7 protein-coding genes are annotated in these 6,847 nt (G+C 71.1%); 3 read left to right on the plus strand and 4 right to left on the minus strand.

Going from position 1 to position 6,847, the window contains the following annotated elements; genetic code table 11:
* Nucleotides 1-15: 15 nt before the first annotated feature.
* The 4 genes from NZH93_RS33145 to NZH93_RS33160 form a co-directional block, all read right to left on the minus strand.
* Entirely contained in the window at nucleotides 16-963 is a 948-nt protein-coding gene (locus NZH93_RS33145; protein WP_259627206.1) for an ABC-2 membrane transporter-related protein, read from the minus strand.
* A complete protein-coding gene (locus NZH93_RS33150) occupies nucleotides 960-1,817 on the minus strand; it encodes an ABC transporter ATP-binding protein (protein WP_259627207.1) in 858 nt (285 codons plus the stop codon). The genes NZH93_RS33145 and NZH93_RS33150 overlap by 4 nt, the downstream gene beginning before the upstream one ends.
* Nucleotides 1,814-2,206 (minus strand): GntR family transcriptional regulator, encoded by a 393-nt coding sequence (locus NZH93_RS33155; RefSeq protein WP_259627208.1) that lies wholly within the window; start codon nucleotides 2,204-2,206, stop codon nucleotides 1,814-1,816. Before NZH93_RS33155 ends, NZH93_RS33150 begins: the two co-directional genes overlap by 4 nt.
* Before the next feature lie 178 nt (nucleotides 2,207-2,384).
* Entirely contained in the window at nucleotides 2,385-3,152 is a 768-nt protein-coding gene (locus tag NZH93_RS33160; protein ID WP_259627209.1) for a nucleotidyl cyclase domain-containing protein, read from the minus strand.
* A gap of 148 nt (nucleotides 3,153-3,300) precedes the next feature.
* Here NZH93_RS33160 and NZH93_RS33165 point away from each other — a divergent pair, with 148 nt between their 5' ends.
* Genes NZH93_RS33165 through NZH93_RS33175 form a run of 3 tightly spaced genes read left to right on the plus strand, consistent with a single transcriptional unit; the run spans nucleotide 3,301 to nucleotide 6,768 of the window.
* Complete coding sequence (locus tag NZH93_RS33165; RefSeq protein WP_259627210.1) at nucleotides 3,301-5,586, plus strand: sigma-70 family RNA polymerase sigma factor; 2,286 nt, start codon at nucleotides 3,301-3,303, stop codon at nucleotides 5,584-5,586.
* A gap of 34 nt (nucleotides 5,587-5,620) precedes the next feature.
* Nucleotides 5,621-6,178, plus strand: a complete 558-nt coding sequence (locus NZH93_RS33170; RefSeq protein WP_259627225.1) for a GtrA family protein — start codon at nucleotides 5,621-5,623, stop codon at nucleotides 6,176-6,178.
* A 35-nt stretch (nucleotides 6,179-6,213) separates the two neighbouring features.
* Nucleotides 6,214-6,768 carry a GtrA family protein gene (locus tag NZH93_RS33175; RefSeq protein ID WP_259627211.1) on the plus strand — a complete coding sequence of 185 codons (555 nt, stop codon included), beginning with the start codon at nucleotides 6,214-6,216 and terminating at the stop codon, nucleotides 6,766-6,768.
* Nucleotides 6,769-6,847: the final 79 nt, after the last annotated feature.

A 6,847-nucleotide genomic window follows, 5' to 3' on the forward strand; every position in this document is an offset into this window, starting at 1 on the left:
GACTCCCGACACCGGCTACACCCGACGGGCCCGCTTGACCCCGGCCCAGGCCAGCGCCAGCAGCGCGGCCGCGAGGACGACGAAGATCCCGGTCTCGATCCACTGGAACAGCCCGAGCCGTTCGAGGGGTTGGAATTCCGCGAAGTGCCCGGCCACGCCGTTGGCCTTCAGGCAGTCAAGCTGCCCAGCCGACCCCACCCTGTCACCGCAGCCCCAGCTCCCCTGGTAGTCGATCCGCACGCCGTTCGCGTCGGCGTACCCGCTGCCGACGTACATCGCGTAGTCGGGGACCTGGTTCTTGTAGTCCGCGTTCCACGCCTCGAACGTGTGCACCGGCGGCCGGAGGTACGGCCGCGCCCACTCGATCACCGCGACCCGCACGACCCCGAAGCCGACCAGCGCGATCCCCATCGCGGGCAGGGTGCGCCGGACCAGGACGCCTGCGGCCAGGCCGAGGGCGAGGCCGAACAGGGCGTAGCCGATCTGCAGGTGCGGAGCGACCTCGTACCAAGTGGTGAAGGGCGTGAAGGTCCTGCCTTCGCTCAACTCGCGCATCGTGTCGACCATGTACTGCTCGGACATCCACACCATCGCGGCGAGGCAGGTCGCGACGGCGCCGAGCAGCACCACCTGACCGGCCAGCCACCGGGTGGCCGGAACGTCCTGCCCCCAGGCCAGGAGGTTCGTCCGCGCCTCGTGCTCGCGCGCCACCAGCGGCGCACCCCAGAACACCGCGATCACCGCCCCGAAGAGCAGGTTGGTGTCCTGGGGCTGCCAGAACAGCCGGAAGTAGATGGCAGGCAATCCGCCCAGCTCGGTGTCCGTCATCCCCATCAGCACGAACACGCCCGCCACCACGGCGGCCGTCAAGCCCGTCATGGCGAGGATCGCCGTGCGGTGCGTGCGCCAGGCGACCCAGAGCAGGTCTCCCCAGCCGACGCGGGGTTTCACCACCGTGGTCATGCCGAATCCCCCTTGCGCGTGATCGACAACTGCGCCAGCACGTAGTCCTCCAACGTCACCGGTCGCACCACCCACGGCGCGGACACCGCGGGCGTGGACGGCGTCTTCACCAGGAACAGCGACTGGCCATCCAAGTGCCTGTCCCACAGCACTTCCCCCTCCACCGGCGGCTCGTCCGCCCGCGGCCCCACCACCATCACGTGCGCGGCGAGCAGCTCGTCCAGGTCTCCTCCGGCGAGCAGCTTCCCGTGCGCCAGCAGCAGCAGGTGGTCGGCGACGCCCGCCAGCTCCGTCACGATGTGCGTCGACAGCACCACCGTCGTGCCGGAGTCGGCGACCTCGGCCAGCAGTTCGCGGGTGACCTCGGTGCGCGCCAACGGGTCTAGGTCCGCGAGCGGCTCGTCGAGCAGCAGCAGCGTCGGCCGCGAGCCGATCGCCACGGCCAGCGCGACCTGCGTGCGCTGGCCGCCGGAGAGCTTGCCGCACCTGCGGTCCAGCGGGACGTCGAACCGCTTGAGCCACGCCTCCGCCCGCGCCTGGTCCCAGACCAGGTTCAGCCGCGCGCCCAGTCGGAGCATCTCCTTGGGCGTGAAGTGCTTGTACACCGGCTTTTCCTGCGACACGAACGCCACCCGCTCGTCCGGCCGCAGCGCGAACTCCCCCGCGTCCGGCCGCAGGAGTCCGGAAAGGACGGTCAGCAGCGTCGTCTTGCCCGCGCCGTTCGCGCCCACCAGCGCGGCGACCCGCCCCTCGGGCAGGTCGAAGGTGCAGTCCTCCAGCGCCACCGACTTCCCGTACCTCTTGCCCAGCCCCCGCACGGCGATGCCTGCGGTTCCCACCACAGCGGTCGTCATGGCACCTCGTTCCTCTCCCCCTCGGCGAGCACCGACCCGACCAGCGCGTCGATGTCCTCGTTCTCCAGTCCCGCCCCGCGCGCCTCGCCGACCCAGTCGACGAGCTTCCCGCGCACCCGCTCCATCACCTCGGGATCGACCGATCCCAGTGCGGCCTTCACGAACGTCCCCGAGCCCTGCCGCGCCTCCAGCAGGCCCGCGCGCTCCAGCTCGCGGTAGGCCTTCAGCACGGTGTTGGCGTTCACGCCGCTGCTCGCGACGACGTCGCGGACCGTCGGCAGCCGGTCCCCCGGTTTCAGCCAGCCGAGCCGCAGCGCCTCCCGGACCTGCCGGGCGAGCTGGAGGTACGCCGGGAGTCCGCTCGCCTTGTCGATGCGGAACTCGACCACGCCACCCTCCCTGAATTGTGTCACTGTACTAAGACACTAGCTAACTAGACCACTTGACCACGTGTCAAGCCCGCGACGACGAACGCCCGCCGCTCCGAGGAGCGACGGGCGTCCGGGCAGGGAGGAGGGTGCTGGACAGGGGTTCAGCGCCCGAGTGGTCTCACCCCCGCGGGTGGGGTCAGCGGGCCAGCGCGGCGATCAGCTCGCAGGCGTCGTGGTGGGTCGCGGGGAGCCGTTCCGACCAGACCTTGGCGGGACCGGTGGGTCTCACGTGCGGGTCGACGGCGAGGCGGTCGGCGGCCAGCACGCGCAGGTTGGACATCTTCTGCGCCAGCGCCGCGTCCCGGCGCGCGAGGACGACGGCCACGGACGGCCCGATCGTGGCCAGGGTCTCGCCGCCGTCGAAGACGACCCGCAGGACGTCCGAGAGCAGGGTCATCGCGACCACGCGCGACCAGCCGGTGGCGCGGGTCAGGTCGAGGCCGACCAGCACGAGCGCGTAGCGCTCGTCCGGCGCCGTCGGCTCGCGGTACAGCTCACCCAACCGGGTACGCAGGTAGCCGCGGGTGGCGAGACCGGTCAGCGGGTCCTCCGCGCCGCGATCGCACGCCTCCTCGGTGACGACCTCGGCCCAGCCGGACGCGGTCAGCCGCAGCATCCGGGCGGGCAGGGCGTCGACGTTCGGGACGACCAGACCGCCACCGCCGCCGAGCACCGCGTGCAGCGCGGCCAGGTCGAGCAGGGTCTCGTCGAGCCCCGCACCCGCCCCCGCGCGGGCCCGACCCAGCTTGACCAGCGCTTCGTCGGGGTCGACCGGGTCGATCATCGCGGCGCAGACCTCGTCGACCTCCCGCAGCGGCCAGTCGCCGGGGAACGGCCAGCCCGCCGCGAGGCTGGCCGTCCGCCACCTGGACTTCAAGACGCGTTCCGCCTGTGCGACACCCACGTGGGTCGTCTCCCCTCCCGGTCGGTTCACTACCACGGGACGCGGCCGAAGGGCTTTCGTGACGGGATTTCACCCAACCAGTCGAGGGGCTTGAGGTGACTTAGCGCTACGCCGTGAGTCACACTGGCCGCTGCGAGGGAGGAAATACGTGGCGACCGTTCCTGCTGACGTCCAGGGACCGAGCGACGCGGAGCTCATCGGCTCTGTGCGCGGCGGGAAGATCGACGCCTACGGCGAGCTGTACGAACGCCACGTATCGGCGGCCTACAACCTGGCCCGGCAGCTCACCCGCTCCCCCGCCGAGGCGGACGACCTCGTGTCCGAGGCCTTCGCCAAGGTGCTGGACACTCTCCGTGGTGGGCGGGGTCCGGACACGGCGTTCCGCGCCTACCTCCTGACCGCTCTGCGGCACACCGCCTACGACAAGACCCGCCGCGACAAGAAGGTGGAGCTGTCCGACGACGTCTCCGCCGTGTCCGGGGTCCCGGCCGAAGCGGTGAGCGTGCCGTTCAGCGACACCGCCGTCGCGGGCCTCGAGCGGTCGATGGCCGCGCAGGCGTTCGCCAAGCTGCCCGAACGCTGGCAGACCGTGCTGTGGCACACCGAGATCGAGGGCCAGTCGCCCGCCGAGGTCGCCCCGCTGCTCGGGCTGACGGCCAACGGCGTGTCCGCGCTCGCCTACCGCGCCCGCGAAGGCCTGCGCCAGGCCTACCTCCAGGTGCACCTGACCGAGACCACGTCCGACCGCTGCCGCGCCACCGTGGACAAGCTGGGCGCGTGGACCCGCGGCGGGCTGTCCAAGCGCGAGACGACCCAGGTCGAAGCCCACCTGGACGAGTGCGACCGCTGCCGCGCGCTCGCCGCCGAACTGGTCGACGTCAACGGCTCGCTGCGCGCGATCGTCGCGCCGCTGGTCCTCGGCATCGGCGTCACCGGCTACCTGGCCGCCGCAGGCGCGGGCAAGGCCGTCGCCGCGACGGCCGCCGTCGCGGGCGCGGCCGGAGCGGGCGGCGCGACGGGCGCGCTCGGCTCGCTGCCCCGCCAGCTCTTCGGCATCGCCGCCTCGGGCGCCGCGCTCGCGGTCGCCGTCGCGATCGGCCTCACGGCCGGTGGCAGCGACACCGTCCCGGCCGTCGCCGAAGCGCCACCCGTCGTCACCAGCCAGCCCGCCGTACCGCCCGCGCAACCGGTGCCGACCGTGCCACCGCCCGTCGTCGCGCCCCCCGTCGTGCCACCACCCGCCCCCGCTCCGCAGCCGGACCCGCCGACACCCACCCCACCGGCCCCGACCCCGGCCCCGGCACCCGCGCCGACCCCGGAACCCACCCCACCGGCCGAGCCGCCGCAACCGACACCGGCCGCCCTCGTGCCGACGGTGCCCAGCGGCTTCACGCTCGTCCCCGGCGAGGCCCCCAAGGCCCTGCCGATCACCATCCGCAACACCGGCGAGTCCGCGTCGGCCCCCGCCAGCACCGCGCTGACCCTGCCCCCCGGCGTGCGCTCCGTCGGCCCCGTCGGCTCGTTCGGCGGAGCACGCCTGCTGGCGCTGGACGGCGCGCCCGAGCAGTCGGTCACCTGCCCGGCGGGCGCGGGCGCGGTGACCTGCGCGACCACCCAGGGCATCGCACCGGGCGGCACCGCCACGTTCGTCTTCAACCTCCAGGCCGACCCCACGGCGCTCGGCGGCGTCATCACCGGCGTCGTCACCGCGGGCGCCACGCTGACCGTCCAGGTCACGGTCGCCGTCGAGGTCCAGCCGGTCCGCGACGACCTCACCCTGACCGTGACCAAGTGGCACGAGGTCTTCTGGGACCCCCGCCTGGACGTGACGGTCCGCAACACCGGCACGAACGCGGGCACGATGACGCTGACCCTCTCGGCCGACGACAACATCGTCCTGGTCGCACCGCACGCGGGCTGCTCGGTCCTCAGGCACCACATCGAGTGCAAGGCGGAACTCCCGCGCGACGGCACCTACCGGATGTCCGCGTGGGTCTTCGGCCTGCCGTTCCGCGACGGCACCGTCCACGTCACCGCGACGCTCGGCAACGCCACCAAGACCGTCGACGTACCGATCACCCTCTTCCCCGGCCACCCACCCGTCGACCCACCAGTGGACCCGACACCCACCCCCACCACCGACCCGACCGTCCCACCCACGACCACCACCACCAAGACCCCGCCCACCCAGACCCAGACCACCACGGTCCCGCCGGACCCGACCAAGCCGACCACCCCCGCCGAGGAGGAACCACAGCCCCCGGCCCCCACGACCACCACCCCTCCTCCCACGACGACCACCCCACCACCGGACCCGACGACCCCGCCCCCCACCACAACGGACCCGCCCACACCCCCGTGCCAACCACGCCCGCCGTGGTGGCCGCCCCTCCTGGGCGACCTGCTACCGGGCTACTGCCCGCCCCCTCCGTAGTCAGTTGATCACGCATCCGTAAACTGCCCCGGTGCTGCCAGCCGTACGCCGGGCCTTGGGCCGACTGCCGGAACCCCTCCGCTTCCTGCTGAACAAGCACCGCGAGCTCATCAGGTTCGCGGTCGTCGGCGGAACGACGTTCCTGGTCGACAACGGCGTCTGGTACGCCCTGAAGCTGACCGTGCTCCAGGAGAAGGTCGTCACGGCCAAGGCCATCGGCATCCTCGTCGCGGTCATCGCCAGCTACGTGCTCAGCCGCGAGTGGTCGTTCCACACCCGCGGGGGTCGCGAACGTCACCACGAGGCCGCACTCTTCTTCCTGGTGAGCGGCGCCTCAGTCGGCCTCAACCTGCTACCGCTCTGGATCTCCCGCCACTTCCTCGGCCTGCAGCACCCAGCGGTTTCCCTGGTCACGGAGGAGATCGCCGACTTCGTCAGCGGCTCCATCATCGGCATGCTCGTCGCCACCGCCTTCAAGTTCTGGGCCATGAAGAAGTGGGTCTTCCCCCAGGCGGACGCCCGCCCGGAGGTCGTCCGAGCGACCAGACGACTGCGCATGGTCACCGAACCCGAAGACCGCGAAGTCGCCTGACCTGCACCGCAACCCGATCTCCGTACACTGCTTGGGTGTCCGTAGTCGAAAACATGGTTCTCCGGTTCCCCGAACCGTTCCGCTCACTGGCCTTGAAGCACCGCGAACTCCTCAAGTTCGCCGTGGTCGGCGGCACCTGCTTCATCATCGACACGGCCATCTTCATCGGCTTGAAGTCGACCATCCTGGCGGACAAACCAGTAACCGCGAAGATCATCGCGACCTTGGTCGCAACGATCGTGTCGTACGTACTGAACCGCGAGTGGTCCTTCAGAACCCGAGGCGGCAGAGAACGCCACCACGAAGCCCTGCTGTTCTTCTTGATCAACGGCGTGGGCATCGCACTGAACTCACTGCCGCTGTACGTCTCCAGGTACTTGTTCGACCTGCAAGAACCACATGTGAGCAGGCTGGCGGAGGAAATCGCCGACTTCACCAGCGCCCAGATCATCGGCACCCTGATCGCCATGGCGTTCCGGTGGTACGGGTACAAGAAGTGGGTCTTCCCGGAGGCCGACGCCCGCCCGAGGAAGGGACAGGGCACACCGGAGGAAATCGACGAAGACGTCGAGGGGTTGGGGCATAGCTAGGTAGGTGGGTCGGCAGTTAGGTTCTTTTGTCTTTCTGACGACCACCTACGAATCCGGACGCCGCCTACGCAGCGTGGCC

The sequence above is a fragment of the Umezawaea endophytica genome, from assembly GCF_025061645.1.
Lineage (GTDB): Bacteria > Actinomycetota > Actinomycetes > Mycobacteriales > Pseudonocardiaceae > Umezawaea > Umezawaea endophytica.

Excerpts from the sequence above, each read along its gene's own strand:
- NZH93_RS33145 (WP_259627206.1), bottom strand. The coding sequence starts at position 963 with ATGACCACGGTGGTGAAACCCCGCGTCGGCTGGGGAGACCTGCTCTGG.
- NZH93_RS33150 (WP_259627207.1), bottom strand. The coding sequence starts at position 1,817 with ATGACGACCGCTGTGGTGGGAACCGCAGGCATCGCCGTGCGGGGGCTG.